This is a genomic window from Iodobacter sp. BJB302 (assembly GCF_002735645.1).
In the GTDB taxonomy this organism is placed as follows: domain Bacteria; phylum Pseudomonadota; class Gammaproteobacteria; order Burkholderiales; family Chitinibacteraceae; genus Iodobacter.
This window is the reverse complement of record NZ_PDZG01000170.1, coordinates 1-1,423: the sequence shown is the minus strand read 5'-3', so window position 1 is coordinate 1,423 and position 1,423 is coordinate 1. Positions and strand designations below refer to the sequence as shown.

Genomic DNA, 1,423 nt, shown 5'->3' with positions numbered 1-1,423 from the left:
ATATCGTCCACCTCAATCCAGAAAAATCACCGGAAGCGGAGACGGGTGCTGTAAGGAAAAAAGCAGAGCAAAGAACGGCATAAATATTAAACGATTAAGGCGACAACTGGTTTGACAATTACCGATATGAAAAGGTGATGGCGGGCGGCATAGCAAACACTTAGCAGGAGTGGCTTCAGCCGCAAAACCACACCTGCAAATCCAATTCACAAACGTGGCGCGGCCACATCTTTCATCACCAGCAAAGGCCTTGTTAAATCAGACAAAGCCAGCCGCTGCCGCCCTGCCTCGTCAAAATTGTCGACCGACAACCATTGAACGTATGCTCCTTCAAGCGCTGGCCATTCCTTATCCAGCACCGAAAACCACGCCGTATCACGATTACGACCTCTATTCACCGTGGCCTGACGAAACACGCCTTCAAAGCTAAAGCCCAAACGCTGCGCCGCCTTGCGCGAAGGCAAGTTCAACGCATTGCACTTCCACTCATAACGCCGATAGCCCAGCTCGAACGCATTTTTCATCATCAACACCATCGCCGCCGTCGCAAGGCGCGTGCCTTGTAATGCAGGAGAGAAATGCAACCAGCCCACTTCAATGGCCGCCGCCGCCGGATCAATCCGCAAATAAGCAGCCAGCCCCAAAGCCTTGCCACTGGCCTCATCCACAATGGCGTAAAACTGCGGATCACCCCCGCTGCTTACCCTATCCAGCCAGGCATTAAAAGCCTGTACTTCTGCAAAAGGCCCGGAGGTTAAATAAGTCCACATCCGGCCATCATCTGCCGAAAATGCCTGCCATAAATCAACGCTATGCCTATCCAATTGCAAAGGCTCCACCTTACAGCCCCAGCCATTAAGCACCTTAGCAATAGGAAAAACGGGGGCAACCCAGTCTTGCAGCGGCAAGCCAACAGGCTGGCCGAATTGGTTTAGTTCGTAGTTCATAGAAGATCCTCAAGATCAATGCACAGCCAAGAAAAAGCTTCAGCGCTAGCCCTTTGTTACGTCGCATTCATATAAAAAACATAACAGCTACGCTCTCCGCACGGGGCTTTTACCCCCCCCTAAAAACACGCCGAGCGAAGAACAAGCGGGGCGGGGTAGTCGTCAATTCGTGTTTGAGCGAAGCGAGTTGAAACAACGCCGCTGTCCGCAGCGAGGAGATTTCGTGTTTTAGGGGCGGCCTTCTTTGCTTACTTTCTTGGCCGTTCAAGAAAGTGAGTCCCCGCGGGGATCCCGCACCTAAATCAACTTGCCGAAGGCACTAAAAAGATCTTTTTGACTTTGCTTAGCGTGCATGGGGTGAAGCCCGGGTATTTCTCAGGTTGCCCCCCTACGAAAACCGTTTCGCTTAAGCTGAGAAGACTGACGCATCCCCCATCCTCAACAATCACACTCAATCCTCCCCCCCACCAACACCC

Annotated in this window: 1 protein-coding gene; it reads right to left on the bottom strand. The window is 52.1% G+C overall.

Features of this window, described 5'->3' with window-relative positions:
- Positions 1–206: 206 nt before the first annotated feature.
- Positions 207–947: a GNAT family N-acetyltransferase gene (locus CSQ88_RS22420; protein WP_099400264.1), complete on the bottom strand. Its 741-nt coding sequence runs from the start codon at positions 945–947 to the stop codon at positions 207–209.
- Between the last annotated feature and the right edge of the window lie 476 nt (positions 948–1,423).